At 35.0% G+C, this 16690-nt stretch carries 22 protein-coding genes; 19 read left to right on the top strand and 3 right to left on the bottom strand.

The annotated features are described in order from the left end of the window. Nucleotides 1–99 precede the first annotated feature (99 nt). From B9O19_RS11625 to B9O19_RS03610, 4 genes are all read left to right on the top strand, one after another. Nucleotides 100–1149 carry a ribonuclease domain-containing protein gene (locus B9O19_RS11625; protein ID WP_154058608.1) on the top strand — a complete coding sequence of 350 codons (1050 nt, stop codon included), beginning with the start codon at nt 100–102 and terminating at the stop codon, nt 1147–1149. A 13-nt stretch (nt 1150–1162) separates the two neighbouring features. Continuing rightward, nucleotides 1163–1582: a barstar family protein gene (locus B9O19_RS03620; protein ID WP_102365146.1), complete on the top strand. Its 420-nt coding sequence runs from the start codon at nt 1163–1165 to the stop codon at nt 1580–1582. A 643-nt stretch (nt 1583–2225) separates the two neighbouring features. After that, complete coding sequence (locus B9O19_RS03615; protein ID WP_102365145.1) at nt 2226–3176, top strand: hypothetical protein; 951 nt, start codon at nt 2226–2228, stop codon at nt 3174–3176. A 77-nt stretch (nt 3177–3253) separates the two neighbouring features. Continuing rightward, a complete protein-coding gene (locus B9O19_RS03610) occupies nt 3254–3760 on the top strand; it encodes a hypothetical protein (RefSeq protein ID WP_102365144.1) in 507 nt (168 codons plus the stop codon). Nucleotides 3761–3963: 203 nt separating this feature from the next. On the opposite strand, the gene B9O19_RS12225 is transcribed toward B9O19_RS03610, so the two are convergent. Continuing rightward, a complete protein-coding gene (locus B9O19_RS12225; protein WP_353964134.1) occupies nt 3964–4086 on the bottom strand; it encodes a DUF6809 family protein in 123 nt (40 codons plus the stop codon). A 121-nt stretch (nt 4087–4207) separates the two neighbouring features. On the opposite strand from B9O19_RS12225, the gene B9O19_RS03605 reads away from it, so the two are divergent. The 9 genes from B9O19_RS03605 to B9O19_RS03565 all read left to right on the top strand — a co-directional run bounded on the left by B9O19_RS03605 (nt 4208) and on the right by B9O19_RS03565 (nt 8392). Then, nucleotides 4208–4387: a hypothetical protein gene (locus B9O19_RS03605; protein ID WP_102365143.1), complete on the top strand. Its 180-nt coding sequence runs from the start codon at nt 4208–4210 to the stop codon at nt 4385–4387. A gap of 12 nt (nt 4388–4399) precedes the next feature. Further along, on the top strand, nt 4400–4645 hold the full coding sequence (locus B9O19_RS03600; protein ID WP_102365142.1) for a DUF1871 family protein: 246 nt from the start codon (nt 4400–4402) through the stop codon (nt 4643–4645). Nucleotides 4646–4672: 27 nt separating this feature from the next. Next, nucleotides 4673–4888, top strand: coding sequence for a TNT domain-containing protein (locus tag B9O19_RS12220; protein ID WP_102365141.1), 216 nt, complete (start codon nt 4673–4675; stop codon nt 4886–4888). A gap of 20 nt (nt 4889–4908) precedes the next feature. Next, the gene (locus B9O19_RS03590; RefSeq protein ID WP_102365140.1) at nt 4909–5346 is read left to right on the top strand and encodes an Imm63 family immunity protein; all 438 of its coding nucleotides are present in this window, start codon (nt 4909–4911) and stop codon (nt 5344–5346) included. Between the two features lie 178 nt (nt 5347–5524). Further along, a complete protein-coding gene (locus B9O19_RS12100) occupies nt 5525–5647 on the top strand; it encodes a hypothetical protein (protein WP_281254335.1) in 123 nt (40 codons plus the stop codon). Nucleotides 5648–5828: 181 nt separating this feature from the next. Then, nucleotides 5829–6113 carry a hypothetical protein gene (locus B9O19_RS03585; RefSeq protein ID WP_102365139.1) on the top strand — a complete coding sequence of 95 codons (285 nt, stop codon included), beginning with the start codon at nt 5829–5831 and terminating at the stop codon, nt 6111–6113. A 108-nt stretch (nt 6114–6221) separates the two neighbouring features. Then, complete coding sequence (locus B9O19_RS03580; protein ID WP_154058606.1) at nt 6222–6608, top strand: hypothetical protein; 387 nt, start codon at nt 6222–6224, stop codon at nt 6606–6608. An 853-nt stretch (nt 6609–7461) separates the two neighbouring features. Beyond that, the gene (locus B9O19_RS03570; protein WP_102365136.1) at nt 7462–7800 is read left to right on the top strand and encodes a hypothetical protein; all 339 of its coding nucleotides are present in this window, start codon (nt 7462–7464) and stop codon (nt 7798–7800) included. 241 nt (nt 7801–8041) lie between these two features. Next, nucleotides 8042–8392, top strand: a complete 351-nt coding sequence (locus B9O19_RS03565; RefSeq protein WP_102365135.1) for a hypothetical protein — start codon at nt 8042–8044, stop codon at nt 8390–8392. 116 nt (nt 8393–8508) lie between these two features. Here the strand turns inward: B9O19_RS03565 and B9O19_RS03560 are convergent, their stop codons facing one another. Further along, on the bottom strand, nt 8509–9852 hold the full coding sequence (locus B9O19_RS03560) for a sensor histidine kinase (protein WP_102365134.1): 1344 nt from the start codon (nt 9850–9852) through the stop codon (nt 8509–8511). Nucleotides 9853–9856: 4 nt separating this feature from the next. Beyond that, on the bottom strand, nt 9857–10531 hold the full coding sequence (locus B9O19_RS03555; protein WP_102365133.1) for a response regulator transcription factor: 675 nt from the start codon (nt 10529–10531) through the stop codon (nt 9857–9859). 272 nt (nt 10532–10803) lie between these two features. Between B9O19_RS03555 and B9O19_RS03550 the strand changes: the two genes are divergently transcribed. From B9O19_RS03550 to B9O19_RS03525, 6 genes are all read left to right on the top strand, one after another. Then, the gene (locus B9O19_RS03550; RefSeq protein ID WP_102365132.1) at nt 10804–11664 is read left to right on the top strand and encodes a polyphosphate polymerase domain-containing protein; all 861 of its coding nucleotides are present in this window, start codon (nt 10804–10806) and stop codon (nt 11662–11664) included. 26 nt (nt 11665–11690) lie between these two features. Then, entirely contained in the window at nt 11691–12386 is a 696-nt protein-coding gene (locus B9O19_RS03545) for a DUF4956 domain-containing protein (protein WP_102365131.1), read from the top strand. 192 nt (nt 12387–12578) lie between these two features. Further along, nucleotides 12579–13916 (top strand): MATE family efflux transporter, encoded by a 1338-nt coding sequence (locus tag B9O19_RS03540; protein ID WP_102365130.1) that lies wholly within the window; start codon nt 12579–12581, stop codon nt 13914–13916. Between the two features lie 11 nt (nt 13917–13927). Next, a complete protein-coding gene (locus tag B9O19_RS03535; RefSeq protein WP_102365129.1) occupies nt 13928–14563 on the top strand; it encodes a cytidylate kinase-like family protein in 636 nt (211 codons plus the stop codon). Nucleotides 14564–14699: 136 nt separating this feature from the next. Continuing rightward, complete coding sequence (locus B9O19_RS03530; RefSeq protein WP_102365128.1) at nt 14700–15548, top strand: transketolase; 849 nt, start codon at nt 14700–14702, stop codon at nt 15546–15548. Between the two features lie 11 nt (nt 15549–15559). After that, nucleotides 15560–16501 carry a transketolase family protein gene (locus B9O19_RS03525; protein WP_102366594.1) on the top strand — a complete coding sequence of 314 codons (942 nt, stop codon included), beginning with the start codon at nt 15560–15562 and terminating at the stop codon, nt 16499–16501. Nucleotides 16502–16690 lie beyond the last annotated feature (189 nt).

Raw genomic sequence — 16690 nt, 5'->3', positions numbered from 1 at the left:
GTGTCACTTCCTTTGGTATATCATAGAAATGTTAATTCAGACTTGTTGGTATGAATTGAATATTTAAAAAGAGTATGATATTATAATGGAAATAATAAATTGAGTCAGAACCGATGTGATCGGTGCGGTCGTCCAATCAAGGACCCGAACGCCAAATACGGCTGGCGGTGTGCGGAAATCATAGCGGCGGGCGGAAGCTTAACCATTGATTTATCAGCAATTTTCTCTATGCTTGAAAAATACGCTGACTTTTCTTTTGAATCACAGAATGACTTGTTCGATATTTCTGAGATATTCGAGAAAATGCTGACACTGTCGTCAGCGCCGTATTCTATGCAGGCAGAAAATGATTATGTTGAAAAGGGAGCAGCCCTCGCTTTTGCAATGTTTTCGAACTATGATGAGTTGGGAGACAAAGCAAGAAAATCTGCCGTATCGCATTTTATAGAAGAAATGCACAAAGCGGAGGAAACACTGCCGCCGCCGAGTTCAAGGTACACTTTGGCAGAACAAATGAACAACAAGTTAATTGATTATTACGAGGAAGAAAATAACCCGAACACAAATGATACAGTAGAAGACACCATTGACGAATTATTCGGAAACATACCTCTGTATCATTACTTAAATGCGATGTTTGCAAGAACAGGTGCTGAGTTTGACGACAGCTTAATAAAAGGTATAGAAGGGTCACTCAACGCATTTATGAGTCTGCCATACGCAAGTTCAATGATGGGCGACATAGCGGTCGTAGGACCGCAAATGGCATTTGTTCCGGAACCTTACGTCCCTCAGCCTGAGGCCGCGGGGAAGGTAAAAACTGGGAACTATGATGATTTGCCGAGTAATGCACAAAATGCTTATAAAGGTTATGAGAAAAATGGCTGGAAAGGGAATTATTCGGGGCAAGCATCGGGTACAAGAGCAGGAAAAGTATATGATAATTATGATTTTAAATTGCCAACCATGGATAGCAGAGGTAATTCGATAACCTATAAAGAATTCGACGTTAACCCACCCACCTCTGGAATTGGTAGAGATGCATCGCGATTTGTTACTGGCAGTGATGGGTCAATATACTATACTGATAGTCATTATGGTCAGAGTGTAAGTCCAACGGGATTGCCACCATTTATAAAAATAAAGTAGAGGAGGTTTTAATGTGGAAAATAGAATATATCAAATTACAAAAGATGAACTAAATTCAATTAAACAACAGCTTAATAGTAAAAGCAATACATGGATTGCAGAGATTGATGGTGACAACATCTCAACATGGCAAGATTATGCAGATGAAATTGAACGTGTTTTTAAATTCCCTGCCAACATTATAGAAATGCATGTAAATGGACTGAGTATCGATGGATATCTTGATTGGATAACTGATTTAAGTTGGTTAAACGCAAACGGCTATGCACTCATTATCAACAATTTTGATATCTTTATGTCAGGAGATTTGCGAAAAAAAGAAATCATCATAGAATCTTTTGAAAAAAATGTTTTGCCGTGGTGGCAAAGCCAAGTAGAGCAATATCAAGTTGGAGGTAAAGCAAAACCATTCAATGTTTATGTAGTGGATTGAATATGCAATCTCAAGAAGTACTGCATTGCAGGACTTCTTGCTTAAGTAATGTTAAATCTGTTTTTGCATTACCTCGACAGCAATTCTCATACCCAAGCATAACCCGTTAACAATACCATCCGCTATGGAGATTCAGCGCAAGTCACTTTGTGCTTTTGAGAAATTCTCAAACAAATTTTTTCCTCTGTATTTAAGCAAGCGAGAAGTTTTTTCTCATCGTCACATAACGTGCGTAGGATTCTATCGTATTCGGTGCTGCGAGTGAAAGGTTTGCTCGTTTAGGTTAATATTGTCGTAGTAGAACAGGGTGCTTTGCATTAAAAATATAGCTGAAATTTAATTGAGTTTATATATTTATGTAAAAGATATAACGTTTTATATATTGCCCCGGTTTGTACTTTTTGTGCAAGCCGGGGTATTTTATTTTTAGGAGTTTTTACTCATTTAAAATTTGCAAATAGATTTAGTGATTATAAAATTCTACAGTATATAGAAATGAGTTTTATCTCTGCACTTTTTGCAGAATGTACGATAAGGTCACGCTGTGTCACTTCCTTTGGTATATCATAGAAATATCAATTCAGACTTATTGGTATGAATTGAATATTTTAAAAAAATATGATATTATAAAGGAGATGATAAATTGAGTCAGAACCGATGTGATCGGTGCGGTCGTCCAATTAAGGACCCGAACGCCAAATACGGCTGGCGTTGTGCGGAAATCATAGCGGCGGGCGGAAGCTTAATCATTGATTTATCAGCAATTTTCGCTATGCTTGAAAAATACGCTGATTTTTCTTTTGAATCACAGAATGACTTGTTTTATATTTCTGAGATATTCGAGAAGATGCTGACACTGTCGTCAGCGCCGTATTCTATGCAGGCAGAAAATGATTATGTTGAAAAGGGAGCAGCCCTCGCTTTTGCAATGTTTTCGAACTATGATGAGTTGGGAGACAAAGCAAGAAAATCTGCCGTATCGCATTTTATAGAAGAAATGCACAAAGCGGAGGAAACACTGCCGCCGCCGAGTTCAAGGTACACTTTGGCAGAACAAATGAACAACAAGTTAATTGATTATTACGAGGAAGAAAATAACCCGAACACAAATGATACAGTAGAAGACTTCATTGATGAATTATTTGGAAACATACCTCTGTATCATTACATAAATGCGATGTTTGCAAGAACAGAAGCTGAGTTTGAAGACAGCTTAATAAAAGGATTAGAAGGGTCACTCAACGCATTTATGAGTCTGCCATACGCAAGTTCAATGATGGGCGACATAGCGGTTGTAGAACCTCAAATCGCATTTGTTCCGGAACCTTACGTCCCTCAGCCCGAAGGCGCAGGGAGTAAGATTCCTAAAGTATCTGATTTGAAAAATAGTGGTACTGTTCAATCCCACATGGATGATTATGTTAAACATGGTAAATACAAAGGTGAACCGGCAAGACCATACATTGATACTAATGGTACAAATACCTTAGTTGATGAAATAATGCAAGGCGGTACACCTATAAAAGACGCACATTTGCCTAATGGATTACGTTGGGATGTACCAGGCAGTTTTAGAGATGCAAACGGTACATAGGAATTGGTTGTCGATCTAAACAGTAATACAATTGTGCACTTTAACTTTATTGCAAACTAAAAAGGAGGATGTATAAAATGATTAGACTTTGTGCTGATACAAATAAACCAATGGCTGATGGCTATGTGTTTTATAATTTAAGTGAAAATGGAATGGATACTTATCCTGAGAAGAATTCTGAAATAACGCTACTGTGCACATACATTCAAACTGGTTTTGTCTCAGGTGATTCTGATGATACTAACTATGTAAATAATATGTGTGCTAATCAAATATTTGGACTTGCACCATATCAATCTTGGAAAGCCATAAAATTGAATATACCTAAAGTTACTCATAAATGTGCATTACGTCTATTAGATGTATTTGATTGGGGAACTAAGAGGCTTGATAATAGGGACGATGAATGGGAAATGTTCTTTGACTCTAGCTCTGGTTGGTTTTGCGTTGGAGATCCTGATTTTAAAGGAACTATTAATGTTAATTTCATTGAAAATGCTATTGCAACATTAAACAGTCAGGGTGAAATTAAAGCTTTATGGATTAAACCTGTATTCAGGGATGATATATCTTTAACAATTTAGTTTATTTAACCACAACACAACGTACAAATATATAGGTGTTGTGTTGTCCTCATGGTTAAAACTGTTTACCAATTATATCAACTGCAATCCACATATCCAAGCAGAATCTGTAAACAAAACCATCAGCAATGGATATACAGTGCAAGTCACCTTGTGCTTTTGAGAAATTTACAAACAACTCTTTTTTTCTGAATTCAAGCATTTCAGTAACTTTTCTTCATTGGCGCACACAAGACGAAGGTTTTATTGTACTCCGAGTTTCTTGTAAAGATTTGCTCGTTTGGGTTAATGTTGTCGTAGCAGAACTCATGTAAGATGCTTTGCATTATCTTTTTGCTTGTTTTTCAAGACAATACAATACCCTAAATTCAGTAATGTAGCTATTCACAGAACTCAACAAAATCGAGCGGTGAAAATATATTATAATAAAGATTAAAAACGTAAAATATGGCTGATGATTGGGTTGCTAACGGGAAGGTTTTAAGACAAAGCAGCGGAAATCATATTTACATTACCAGAGAAGGCGCTGTTGTGCTTAATAATGCCGGCGAACTTGTAACTACATATCCAAAAGCTGACTTTGATGCAAATATGGTAAACACTGTCGAGCAATTATTTGGAGAATAGGAGGAAAATATAATGGTAGAAGAAATAAATGTTATAATTGATGAATGGGATCCGATAGGTCTATTTCCTTTTGCCCCAAAAGATGAGTATTTAGACGAAAGTCAAGAAATTTGTAACGAGTATAAAAATGGAATGGGTACAAAAGAATTAGCTCATGTTATTTATCAGGTATTTTTGAATAGCTTTGGGTTAAATACTTTTACAAAACCAATAAGTGAATGTGAAGAAGTTGCAGAAAAAATCGTAAAGAGCATTTAGAAAAGCAAATTCATACATTCGTCCATTATGGACGGGTGTATGACTGTCGAAAAACTGTTTTTTGCCTTACACATTTGTGGGTTCTTCGACGGTTTGAACACTCCGTTTCACGGAACGTTTGATGTAAATTCGGGCACAAGTGCTCCATGGTTTGATCAACCGGGTGGTGGAACACAATATCAATTGCCTATGTCAATTCGAGAATTACGTAGATATGGTTATATCAAAATAATTAAAAAATAGAGTTATGAGGAAATAAAAGTATGAGTGAAATATTTGATACAAAAACATTGGAAAACCATGTTTTATCTTTATATACAAGAGCAGTACCAGTGATGAATGAAGATGGTATATCAATGCCTCTAAACACTTTTTTTCGCAAAAATACACTTAATGATATTCAAGGTGAATTTTGTTTTGCGGATGAAGATGGATATCATTATAGAGTTTTAGAAAGAGACATTCTATATAATGATGACATCACAAAAAGTTTGTCTAAAATAACTTATTGGGCTATCAAGGGGGCAATTTCTGATGCGGCCGCTATTTATGAAGCAAAAAATCGGATTTTAGGTCAAGATTTTCGGCGTATAATGTTTTCTAAAGAGTTACAGTATTTAAATGCTATAGGTAAGGAATATGCAGAAATGGCTGAATTAGAGTATGATAATATTTTGAAAGTAAATCCATTCCGGGATTGAAGGAACAAATAGTGTAATTATTTTAGGATGACAAACACATAATCACGAGGCTGTATTTGGAGATGTACTTGATGTTCGGTTACCTGATGGAACTGGAGTACGATGGTCTGCTGATGGTAAAACATTTATAGGTTTCTTGGAAAAGTATACAAAATAAAAACTAAAGGATTGAATAGAAATGAAAGAAAAAGGTGTTTGGAGTGCTGATTTTGGAAACGATCCATACGATGATTACAACTTAATCGTAGAGATACTCTACAATGAAAAAGATGTGGCAATCATTCGGAAAATTGATGGCTAGTTAATTCTCCAATGGTATGCGAAAGACTCTAACTTGGAAGTTCCTGTGGATTGGTTTTTGGGTTTACTGGAAGAAGCTAAAGTGAGATTAAGCTATGAATAAGTAATAAGACGCAAGACAAACAACCTCATTTTATATAGTGGTTGTCTGTTACGTTATTCTTAAAATAGAGGTGAAATAAATGAATTCTTTTAAAAAACTTATTGAACTTTGTCAAGCGTTTTCACAAGGGAAGATTACAATCCAAGATTTCCAAAGCAGAATTGAAACATTACCTTATCCTGATGTTTGTTCAAAACAATATTATAATATTTTACATAACGCTGTCAATCGTTTAGAAGAGATAATATTTTGTAATTCTAAATCCGAGTATATTCAATTGGGGTCAGAAGTAGCCCAAGGTCTTATTAAAGAAACAGAATTAGAAGAACAGAGGATTAGAACTACAAAATTTAATAATCAGTAAATAAATATTTGATTTGATACTCATTAATTCAAAGATATCAAATACTTGACAATTTGGTTGATAATAAACTAAATAAGATGATAAAAATAGATAATAATAGAGGAAATAATGATGCCGGTAATTAATGATTATGAAAAAAAACTTATATTAAAAAATACTGAATTTCTATTTAAAAAAGGTTTTATTATAATTGATGAAGACAGTTATTGTTTAATATATTCTAATGGAAAAGTCAAATTTTCCATTTTTTATGAACGTTATGAAGAAGCAAGTGATATATCAGTAAAGTTTATAAAGGAAAACGAGTCCTTTAGTGTTGGATGGATTTCACGAATAATGGACAAAAATAAACAAGTTAATTATAAACAAAAAATGGAGAATATTTTTTATTTACTTAAATTCATTGAACAAAATTATAATAGTGTAACTAATATTCATGTGTGTAAAAGAGTAATGGGTGAGGTAGAGAAGCTTTTTAGGGACGATAAATTCTAAACATAATTGTTCTATATAGGATGATATATTTCTATAAAAATAGCAACGAATTTGTTTTCAATAGAAACTTTATTTAAATACAATTACGCGATGCTCATTGACACTTGAGAACAGCTCATATCATTCTTTACTGTAAAACTCCCAATAAAACCACTTTATAAATAAAAAGCGCCAAATGATCATGGTATAGGATTTTTGAAGATGGAACATATGAAGTAAAAGAGATGAAAGGAACTATAATAATGATAAACCAAAATGACTGGAGATTAACTAATCAAATGAACTATTTGTTTGAAAAACAACTCAAACATGTATATTTCCAGAAACATTCAGAATCATGGGAGCATGAGCATTGTGAATTTTGCAATGAAACAATTTGTGATGAAAAAAATGGAGTACTGTACAATAGACAATTATCATTGGATTTGTGAAAATTGTTTTAATGATTTTAAAGATATGTTTAAGTGGACAGTAGTTTGATTTATAAATATAAAGAAAACTTAACTATCAACATTAAGTATTGTGTTGTACATTTGGGTGAAACTGTTTGCTCATTATATCTCAGTATGAGGTTGTGTGGAGGAGTCTGTAACGTCAAATAAATAGAATGTGTATGGGATATTACACCTTACAAGAATCATAACACCGCAACAAAGAATCTAGGATTAAAAGGTGAGCCAAACTCAAGTGTAGATATTTTAGATGATGCTGGAAATATTAAAACACGCAGATGGTTTGGAGAGAACGGTGACCAAATATGAGATGTAAATATGACCAACCACGGCAATCCGAAAACTCACCCTGAATGGCCGCATGAACATGGATCAAGATAATATAGAAAGAGAGTATGTATATGAAAAAAATTAGTTTTAAAGATTTTGAGTGTATCATGTCATACGATGTTGCTAAAAAACAAGACCCTTGCATTGAAATAGAGTTTTGTGTTGATGGATGTGTTGAATATCAATCATCATGGTTAGGAAAAATGATTGATGAGGAAACTAACAAATCTATATATTGGGTTGGATTAGTGGAAGACGGTTCACAAGCTTATGATTTTGATTCATTTGAGCAACTTGTAAATGCCAATATTTTTTATGGTAAAAGTATCAAGGACATATGGAATTTAGTAACATTGCTTTCCATAGACGCTTGTGATGTGCAAGAACGACTGCCATTTTATTTAGGGTAATGCCTAAAGAATCGCAGCACTCAGATTTTTTGAGTGTTGTAATTTGCTTTACTAAAACTGTTTTTGTATGACTGTAACAATAGTTTTCTTACCAAAGCAAAATCCATCCAAAAATCCATTAATAAGATTTTACATGATTCATGTGCTCTTGGCGGTGGATTTTTAAGAGATGAATGGGAATTTCTTGAGTCAACGTTAAATCTTACAGACTCAAATTTATTCTTTGAAGGAGGTTTTTGGTATGTTAAATAATTACTTAACAGACTGGGAAGCAGTAGAAAATATTGATTTAATAAAGAAAACAGCTTTACAAGTCTGGGGAGAAAATATTGAATTTGGTGAAATAAAAGGCAGCAACTCACCTTATCCTGAGTTTGAGTGGCAGATATATCTTTATAGTAAATTTAGCATTAAACTAGATTATGACCGTTCAACACTAAGCATAGGTGTTCCAACTAAAGACGGATATGTAGTATTAAGCAGCCTTACAAATGAATTAGTTTTTGGGGGATTTGATGGCATGAAACCGGAGAACTTGCTGCATAATTTTCAAGTGCTTGATCGCCTTATTCAGACGCAGAAAATTGATTAAAGTTGAACAATGCAAGGCAACCGCCGGAAATTGGGCGGTTGTATTGCTGCTTTTGGTTAAAACTGTTTTCATATTATATCAATTGCTATCAGCTTGGGGTACACAATATAAATTACTTATGTCTGTTGACTGATTGGAAGCTCCACAATAAATTCAGTAAATTTATTTGGTTCGCTTTTTAGTTTTATAGTTCCCTTATGTGAAACAACAATAGACTTTGCAATAGATAGCCCCAGGCCGTAGCCTCCGCTTTTTCTGTCTCTAGATTTGTCCGAACGATAAAACCTGTCAAAAATCTTTGATATATCTTCCGGCGGAATTCCATTCCCGGTGTTTTTAATTATAAATCTGGCTGTTTTATTATCAAGTTTTTTTAACGTCACTTCTATTGTTCCGCCTTGATTAGTATATTTAATCGCGTTATCCAAAAGAATCAGCACCAGTTGTTTTATTTGACTTTCATCGCCTGAAATATATATTTCATCATCCAAATCTTCAACTAAATTTAAACTTTTCTCATATATAACAGCTTCGGTTGTAAGGATGACATTTTCAGCAGCAGATGAAAATGAAAAAGTGGATTTTATTATATTATTTTCAGAACTGTGGTCAACTTTTGCCAAATAAAGCAGGTCATTGGTCAGCTTTGCCATTCTAGTGGATTCGTCTTTAATATAATTCAGCCACTTTTTTTCTTCATTAATAGTGCTGTCCCCATGCGTCATGAGAAGATCAATATTAGTATTAATTGTGGTCAGTGGAGTTTTTAGCTCATGTGACGCGTCGGCAATAAATTGATTTTGTTTGTTCCAGGCGTCTTCTATTGGTTTTATTGACCTGTTTGCAAAAAATAAGCATATTAAGAATACTAAAATTAAAGCAGCCAAAAGGACAATCGATAAAGTAATAATAAGTTTTTGCAGCATTCCGATTTGAGTATTAATATTTGAGATGCTAAGATAATAAACAGCTATTTCATTTCCGCTTGTATCTGTTTCATATGATGATATGATTAGGTATTTCCAATAGGAATCATCATATTTTATTATATGAGAAGTTTTTGTGTTGTTATTAGAACTATTACTTTTAATTCTTTTGATTGCGTCATCTTTTATTGTTGTATAGAATTCCTCATCATATTCATACGGCGACCGCGTCTGCATTATATTGCCGTCTAAGTCCAGTTTAAGCGAGCTCGGCTCATCAGGCGCAGGACCTTCGTTATTGGGAATATGAGGAAAAATTTCTTTTCTGTTCATGTTTGGGTCTGATTGAAATGGATTAAAAAATCTTTGGCCTTTGGGCTGAATATTAGAAATACCTCTGTCCAATTGTATGTTTACGGCAGTGTTGATGTTGTTGTAAGTCATCATAAAAACAACGCAGAACGCGCTGACAAGTAATATGGAAATCATAATCATATTAAGCGTTAAAAATTTATTTCTAAGTTTTTTAAACATAATATTATTCCTCTTTCAATGAGTACCCAACGCCTCTAACTGTAACTATTGAAGTTTTTGACCCTAAATATTTTAACTTTTTTCTAAGAAATGATATATAAACTTCTACGTGATTGGCTTCAGCCTCAGAGTCAAATCCCCAAAGTTTTTCAATTATCATATCTTTTGAAAGGACGGTTGATTTGTTTGTTATTAAATATTCTAATAATTCTGACTCTTTAAGGGTTAAGTTTATTTCTTTGGAAGCGCAGCTTAAAGTTAAAGCTGATGTGTCAAGCTCAATATCACCAAAAGTCAACCCTGTGGGAGTTGTAACTTCGCCCTTTCTTCTTCCCAAGGCTCGTATTCTAGCCAGTAATTCATCGGTGTTAAAGGGTTTTGCAAGATAGTCGTCGGCGCCGCTGTCCAGCCCTTTAACTTTGTCCATAACTTCACCTTTTGCGGTCAGCATAATCACCGGTGTATCATTTCCGGTCTTCCTCATATTCTTTATTATACTCAGTCCATCCATTTTGGGCAGCATTAAATCTAAAACGACAACATCATATATATTGCTCATTGCATAGTCAAGTCCGTCTTCACCGTCATACACACTATCAACAGTATAGTTCTGCTTTTTTAAAAGCTGAACAAGGGCTTCGGCTAAATGTATTTCGTCTTCTACAACAAGTATTCTCATGATATTTTAGTCCCTTCGTTTTGGAATTTAATAAATAAATTCACAATTATATTTTTATAATAACATAACGTACGTCTGTTATCAATAAAAGAATAATAGCAGAACAGTCTTAAATTAATCTTAAAATATTATATATTATTGAAAGAAGTTTTTAATATTTCAATTTTGAAAAAGTTTTAAAAAATAATTGATTTTTTAAGGTTGATTTAAGGTAATAAGATTATTATAATCACATCAAATTTAAACAGGTTGATGTGATTGGAGGTGGATATATGGCAATTGAAGTCTTTAACAGATTTGAAAAAAAGTTTTTTATGAATTCAAAAACATATTTCAGAGTCTCTGAAGAACTCAAAAAATATATGGAGTTAGATCCATACAGCGAGGTTGGAAAGGGATACACTATCAGCAATATATATTATGATACAAGTGATGACTTGCTTGTAAGAAGGTCTCTAAGCAAGCCAGTTTATAAAGAGAAACTGAGGCTGAGAGGTTATGGAGTTCCCGAGGAAAACGGCAAGGTTTATTTAGAGATAAAGAAAAAATTTAACGGTCTTGTTAATAAAAGACGAACTACATTATATCTTAATGAAGCATATGATTTTATAAAAACCGGAAAAGTTCCTGATTATAAGGAATATATGAATTTACAAGTTCTTAAAGAGATAGAATATTTTTTGAAATGTTACAAACTGGTTCCTGCCGCATATGTAGCATATGACAGGGTTGCCTATTTTGAAAAAGATAATCCTGATTTAAGGATATCTCTTGATACAAATTTAAGAACCAGGCGCTATGACCTTGAGCTGGAGTTAGGCGATTATGGAGAACCTCTGCTTGACAGCGCTGATTTATGGCTGATGGAAGTTAAGACAAGCAAAACTATGCCTGTTTGGCTTACTGATATATTGTCAAATTATAATATAATACCTTGCAGTTTTTCAAAATATGGATATGATTTTAAAAAGTCAGTCGGCGCTTATACTCCTATGCTTAAGCGTATTACCGCAAAAGCAGGAAGCTACGTTGAAGCAAAAGAAAAATACAGTGCCGTCAGGGAATCGGGAAATATTATAACTGCAGATTTTGAACAAAATTTTTCTAAGGGTTACAAAACTGCAAATGCCTGATATAAATTTTTGAAAGGAAATAATCTATGGAAGCTTTAACAAATCTTTTTAATCAAACAGTTATTGACGGAACATCAATAACATTTATTTCAGCTTGTGCTACCTTGTTTTCCGCCATTATATTTGGTCTTATTATATCAGTTACATATATGATTACTACAAACGAGGTAGTTCCAAACAGAAACTTTGTAATGTCGCTGGTTCTTATACCGGCAGTTATGGGATTAGTAATTTTGCTTGTGGGAAACAATTTGGTAAGAGTGTTTAGTTTAGCCGGAACTGTGTCGCTCATAAGATATAGAAGCGTACCGGGAGACCCAAAAGATATTGCGTATATACTTTTATGCGCGGCGGCAGGGCTTGCGGCTGGAATAGGATTCTATTTATATGGTGCACTTGGAGTGGTTTTACTATGTGTACTTATGATTCTGCTGAATAAATTTAACTTTGCAAGTAGTTTTGAGGCTCAGAAAATATTAAAGGTAACTATTCCTGAGGATTTAGATTATCAGGGTTTGCTTGATGATTTGTTCAAAGAATATACGACCGCCAGTGTTATGAGCAGAGTCAGGACAACTGATTTAGGTTCGCTGTATGAAGTTATGTATAGTATTAAAATGAAGAAAGACGTTAATGAGAAAGACTTTATTGATGCTGTTAGATGCAGAAACGGTAATCTGACAGTTACCCTGGCGCTTGCTCCGACGGAGTACGGAGCTTGATATTGTTAATTGCTTTAATGCAATTAAAGTTTTTCATATAATCCATTCATTGCGAAAGAGCCGAAACATATTGTTTCGGCTCTTTCGCTTGGTTCCGTATTATCCAATTTTTTGCTGGACAAAGCCGCATTATTCTGTTATACTGTCTTTTCCGGGAGGTTGTCCCGAGATAAATTAATCAAAGGAGAAAATATGGAACAAAATCAGGCGCTAGATAAAAATATATCTTTTAAAATGCTTATTAAATTTTCATTGCCTACTATAATTTCAATGATATTTATGAGTATATATTCTTCTGTTGATGGTGTTTTTGTTTCCAGATTAGTCGGAACCAACGCACTTTCTTCAGTAAACATCGTTATGCCGATAGTTTTGATGATTATGGCTATCGGAACAATGTTTGGTTCAGGCGGAAATGCGCTGATAGCTAAAAAACTTGGAGAGGGAAAGAATAGAGAAGCTAAAGAAAATTTCTCATTGTTGATAGTTGTAGCGTTTATAATAAGTTCATTGATTGCGGTGATATGCTATATATTTTTGAATCCTTTGCTTCATTTTCTAGGCGCAGATGATTCTATAATTGAATATTGCAGAGATTATGCTATACCTATTTTGGTACTTACCCCAGTTTCTATATTCGGTATGATATTTCATATGTCATTTATTACAGCCGGAAAAGCTCACTTTGGATTGATTTTTTCAGTTATAGGCGGTATAGTTAATATCATTCTAGACTATTTGTTTATAGCAGTTTTGGGAATGGGGATAAGAGGAGCGGCTCTTGCAACAGGTATTGGTTATTCTGTTCCGTCGGTCGTAGGGTTTATATACTTTTTATTCAAGCGAAACGGCTCAATATATATTATAAAACCTAAGTTTGATATTCAGGTTATTTTAAAAAGCTGTTCAAACGGAGCTTCTGAGATGGTTACCAGTCTGTCTAATGCGGTGGTGACAATTCTGCTCAATAATATATTGATGCGTTTGGCCGGTTCCGACGGAGTTGCGTCCATAACGATAATACTTTATACCCAGGGTCTTCTCGCTTCCGCATATATGGGTTATTCTTTTGGTATATCGCCTATAATAAGTTATAATTATGGAAAACAGGACAGTGAGCGTTTAAAGAAGATATATAAAATTAGCTTAAGAACAATTTTAGTTGCTTCAATTGTAACATTTTCGGCCAGTTTGTTATTTGCCGGGCCTCTTGTGAATATATTTACACATAGCGGAACAAACGTTTATGATATGGCTGTGAGAGGTTTCAGAATTTTTTCAATCTGTTTCCTGCTTATGGGATTTAACGGTTTCGCTTCAGCAATGTTTACTGCTCTTAATAATGGAATTGTTTCTGCGATTCTTTCATTTTTCAGGACGCTGGTGTTTATTGTAATTTCAGCTTTGCTTCTTCCTGTTGTGATAGGAATAGACGGTGTTTGGCTGTCAATACCGGTTGCAGAGGTTTTAGGAGTTCTAATGACTATATATTATTTCAAAAAAATGAAATCTGTTTATAATTATGCATAGGAGGCTTTAAAATGAATAGTAATAAAAACGGTAAGATTATAATCACAATTTGCAGAGAGTATGGCAGCGGAGGCAGACAGATTGGTGAAGAGGTAGCTAAAAGACTGGATATACCATATTATAATAGAAATCTTATAGACATGGTTGCAAAAGAGAGCGGTTTTGCCAGCGGTTATATAGACAAATTTGAAGAACATGTCTCCAGTCCTCTTATTTGGGGAATACCTATGCCCAGAGCTAATATGGCGTTTGCCGGTCTCGCAGTGCAAAATTACTATTCAAATGAGGAGAAAATGTTCGAAGCTCAGAGTAAAATCATTAGGGATATTGCGAAAAAAGGTTCATGTGTTATTGTTGGAAGATGCGCGGATTATCTTTTGAAGGATGAACCCGGATGTTATAGAGTGTTTATCCATGCTGACAAGGATTTTCGTATCAAACGAGCAAAGGAAGAATACGGTTTTTCTAAAGATTCTGAGGCAAAGCATGCCGTTAAGACGATAGATAGAAACAGAAACGCATATCATAAAAAATATGCAGGCTATGCGTGGGACGATTGCCATAATTATCATCTGACTGTGAACAGCGGTTTGCTTGGTATCGAACGCTCTGTTGATTTAATATCAGAAATGGTGTTTTCCAGATAGAAATTTTAATGTGTTTTATATTTGCAAAAAAGTGAAAAACCAACAAAACTGTCATAAAAAATAGTTGAAAATTTATTGAAGTTGTGTTAAACTAATTTATAGGAAAAAACAAACAATTTGCAAGGGGGAAATATTAATGGATTCAACAGAGCTTAAAGATTTGAAAATTCATGCGGCTCACGTCAGAAAAATGGCTTTAGAGGCCGTACACAGCGCTGGCGCCGGTCATCCGGGAGGTTCGCTTTCGGTTGCTGATATTCTTACATATTTATATTTTAAGGAAATGAATGTAAATCCCAAAGACGCAAAAAATCCTGAGCGGGATAGATTTGTCTTGTCAAAAGGTCATTGTTCTCCGGCTTTGTATGGTATTCTTGCTGAGGCCGGTTTTATCCCGAAAGAGGACATAAAAGGATTTAGAAATATAAATAGTTATCTCCAAGGTCATCCTGATATGAAAAATGTTAATGGCGTGGACATGTCAACCGGTTCTTTGGGTCAGGGTATCAGCTGTGCCTGCGGTATGGCTCTTGCCGGAAAGCTGGACAACAAGTCATATCGCGTCTATGCGGCTATGGGCGACGGCGAGATAGAAGAAGGTGAAGTTTGGGAAGCCGCTATGTTTGCCGCTCATTACAAGCTTGATAACCTTACGGCGTTCTTAGATTATAACGGTTTGCAGATTGACGGCGATATAACTAAGGTTATGAATTCTTTGCCTATTGATAAAAAGTTTGAAGCTTTTAATTGGCACGTTATCCATATAGACGCTCATGATTTTGAACAAATCAAAGCGGCGGTAGAAGAAGCTAAGCAGACAAAAGGAATGCCAACTCTTGTATTGGCAAAATCTGTTAAGGGCAAAGGAGTTTCATTTATGGAAGGTCAGGCCGCATGGCATGGCGCAGCTCCAAATGACGAACAGTATGCTCAGGCTATTTCGGAGCTTGACGCTTATATCGAGAATCTTGGAGGTGACAAATAATGAAATATAATATTGGTGATAAAATAGCTACGAGACAAGCGTATGGAGACGCTTTGGTTGAATACGGCGCCGACCCGAGAATAGTTGTTATGGACGCTGACTTATCAAAATCCACAAAAACTGACGGGTTTAAAAAGACTTATCCTGAAAGGTTTATTAATACTGGAATTGCTGAAGGAAATATGATGGCTACTGCTGCCGGTATTTCTACTTGCGGCAAAATAGTATTTGCAAGTTCTTTTGCTATGTTTGCTGCCGGACGTGCTTTTGAGCAGATAAGAAACTCTATTGGATATCCGCACTTAAACGTTAAAATTGGCGCCACACATGCAGGAATTTCTGTTGGAGAGGACGGCGCTTCACATCAATGTCTTGAAGATATTGGCTTGATGCGTACTATTCCGGGTATGGTTATTTTAAATCCGGCTGACGCGGTTGAGTCAAATTTAGCAGTTAAAGCCGCTATTGACTATGATGGTCCTGTTTATTTGAGATTTGGAAGACTTGCTGTGCCTACAATATTTGACGACAGCTATAAATTTGAAATAGGTAAAGGAGTAGAGTTATCCGGCGGAACCGATGTAACCTTGATAGGAACAGGACTTTTGGTTCCGGCATGTTCTGAGGCTAAAGAAATACTGGCCGGAGAAGGAATAAGCGCTAGGGTTATCAATATGGCTACTATTAAACCTATAGATAAGGATATTATTATAAAGGCTGCTACGGAGACCGGGGCTATTGTTACAGCTGAGGAGCATAACGTAATCGGCGGATTAGGCAGTGCTGTGGCTGAGGTGTTGGTTGAGAACGCGCCGGTTCCGATGCAAAGGGTTGGAACTCAGGATGTATTCGGCCGTTCAGGAAAGCCGTATCCGCTTCTTGAAATGTATGGACTTGATGCGAAGACTATTGCTGAAAAGGCTAAGGCTGCTATTGCTATGAAGACAAAATAATTTAAAAAGTTTTTATAAATATGATAACAGAATAAGCTAAAATTTAAATAAAGAAATAACCTCCTATGATAGAAAATATCACGGGAGGTTTTGTTTTATTATAAAGTTTATTTAAAAGCCGGTATTATTGATGTTTTATATTTATATAATTTTAAACTGGAACAAATGATTTTTATTTATAAATAACTG

The organism is Monoglobus pectinilyticus (assembly GCF_002874775.1).
In the GTDB taxonomy this organism is placed as follows: Bacteria; Bacillota; Clostridia; order Monoglobales; family Monoglobaceae; genus Monoglobus; species Monoglobus pectinilyticus.
This window is presented reverse-complemented; position numbering and strand designations above follow the sequence as displayed.

Bases quoted from the DNA above. Each gene is read 5' to 3' on its own strand.
- B9O19_RS03605 (WP_102365143.1), top strand. From the start codon at position 4,208: ATGGCTGATGATTGGGTTGCTAACGGGAAGGTTTTAAGACAAAGCAGC.
- B9O19_RS03550 (WP_102365132.1), top strand. From the start codon at position 10,804: ATGGCAATTGAAGTCTTTAACAGATTTGAAAAAAAGTTTTTTATGAAT.
- B9O19_RS03585 (WP_102365139.1), top strand. From the start codon at position 5,829: ATGAATTCTTTTAAAAAACTTATTGAACTTTGTCAAGCGTTTTCACAA.
- B9O19_RS03570 (WP_102365136.1), top strand. From the start codon at position 7,462: ATGAAAAAAATTAGTTTTAAAGATTTTGAGTGTATCATGTCATACGAT.
- B9O19_RS12100 (WP_281254335.1), top strand. From the start codon at position 5,525: ATGAAAGAAAAAGGTGTTTGGAGTGCTGATTTTGGAAACGATCCATAC.
- B9O19_RS03600 (WP_102365142.1), top strand. From the start codon at position 4,400: ATGGTAGAAGAAATAAATGTTATAATTGATGAATGGGATCCGATAGGT.
- B9O19_RS03560 (WP_102365134.1), bottom strand. From the start codon at position 9,852: ATGTTTAAAAAACTTAGAAATAAATTTTTAACGCTTAATATGATTATG.
- B9O19_RS03540 (WP_102365130.1), top strand. From the start codon at position 12,579: ATGGAACAAAATCAGGCGCTAGATAAAAATATATCTTTTAAAATGCTT.
- B9O19_RS03565 (WP_102365135.1), top strand. From the start codon at position 8,042: ATGTTAAATAATTACTTAACAGACTGGGAAGCAGTAGAAAATATTGAT.
- B9O19_RS03555 (WP_102365133.1), bottom strand. From the start codon at position 10,531: ATGAGAATACTTGTTGTAGAAGACGAAATACATTTAGCCGAAGCCCTT.
- B9O19_RS03535 (WP_102365129.1), top strand. From the start codon at position 13,928: ATGAATAGTAATAAAAACGGTAAGATTATAATCACAATTTGCAGAGAG.
- B9O19_RS03590 (WP_102365140.1), top strand. From the start codon at position 4,909: ATGAGTGAAATATTTGATACAAAAACATTGGAAAACCATGTTTTATCT.
- B9O19_RS03610 (WP_102365144.1), top strand. From the start codon at position 3,254: ATGATTAGACTTTGTGCTGATACAAATAAACCAATGGCTGATGGCTAT.
- B9O19_RS03580 (WP_154058606.1), top strand. From the start codon at position 6,222: ATGATGCCGGTAATTAATGATTATGAAAAAAAACTTATATTAAAAAAT.
- B9O19_RS12225 (WP_353964134.1), bottom strand. From the start codon at position 4,086: ATGCAAAGCATCTTACATGAGTTCTGCTACGACAACATTAACCCAAAC.
- B9O19_RS03545 (WP_102365131.1), top strand. From the start codon at position 11,691: ATGGAAGCTTTAACAAATCTTTTTAATCAAACAGTTATTGACGGAACA.
- B9O19_RS12220 (WP_102365141.1), top strand. From the start codon at position 4,673: ATGGACGGGTGTATGACTGTCGAAAAACTGTTTTTTGCCTTACACATT.
- B9O19_RS03530 (WP_102365128.1), top strand. From the start codon at position 14,700: ATGGATTCAACAGAGCTTAAAGATTTGAAAATTCATGCGGCTCACGTC.